Below are 459 nucleotides of genomic sequence, written 5' to 3'. Positions count from 1 at the left end.
CTGACGCCTCGACACTCCGTGTCGTTGCTTTCCCTTCCCTCTTCGCTTCGGCCCATCGCCATGACAAAAACCGCTTTCTTCACCGACGAACGCACTTTCTGGCACACGGGCGGCGCGCATGCGCTGTTCTTTCCGGTCGGCGGCTGGGTGCAGCCGCCGTCGAGCGCGGGCTATGCGGAATCGCCCGATTCGAAGCGGCGTCTGCTGTCGCTCGTGCACGCGTCCGGGCTCGCGGCGAAACTCGACATGTCGAGCGCGCCCGCCGCGGCCGACGACGATCTGCGGCGCATCCACCCCGCGCACTACCTCGACGCGTTCAAGCGCGCGAGCGACGCGGGTGGCGGCGATCTCGGCGAACTCGCGCCGTTCGGCCGTGGCAGCTACGAGATCGCGGCGCTATCCGCGGGGCTCGCGCTCGCCGCCGTCGACGCGGTGCTCGCCGAGCGCACGGCCAACGCA

Annotated in this window: 1 pseudogene; it reads left to right on the top strand. The window is 69.9% G+C overall.

What is annotated here, in order from left to right:
• Positions 1-60 precede the first annotated feature (60 nt).
• Positions 61-459, top strand: a pseudogene (locus J5M56_RS25200) (class II histone deacetylase); the annotation flags it as partial.

This window comes from Pseudomonas sp. 51_B, assembly GCF_017491595.1.
In the GTDB taxonomy this organism is placed as follows: Bacteria; Pseudomonadota; Gammaproteobacteria; order Pseudomonadales; family Pseudomonadaceae; genus Aquipseudomonas; species Aquipseudomonas promysalinigenes.
This window is presented reverse-complemented; position numbering and strand designations above follow the sequence as displayed.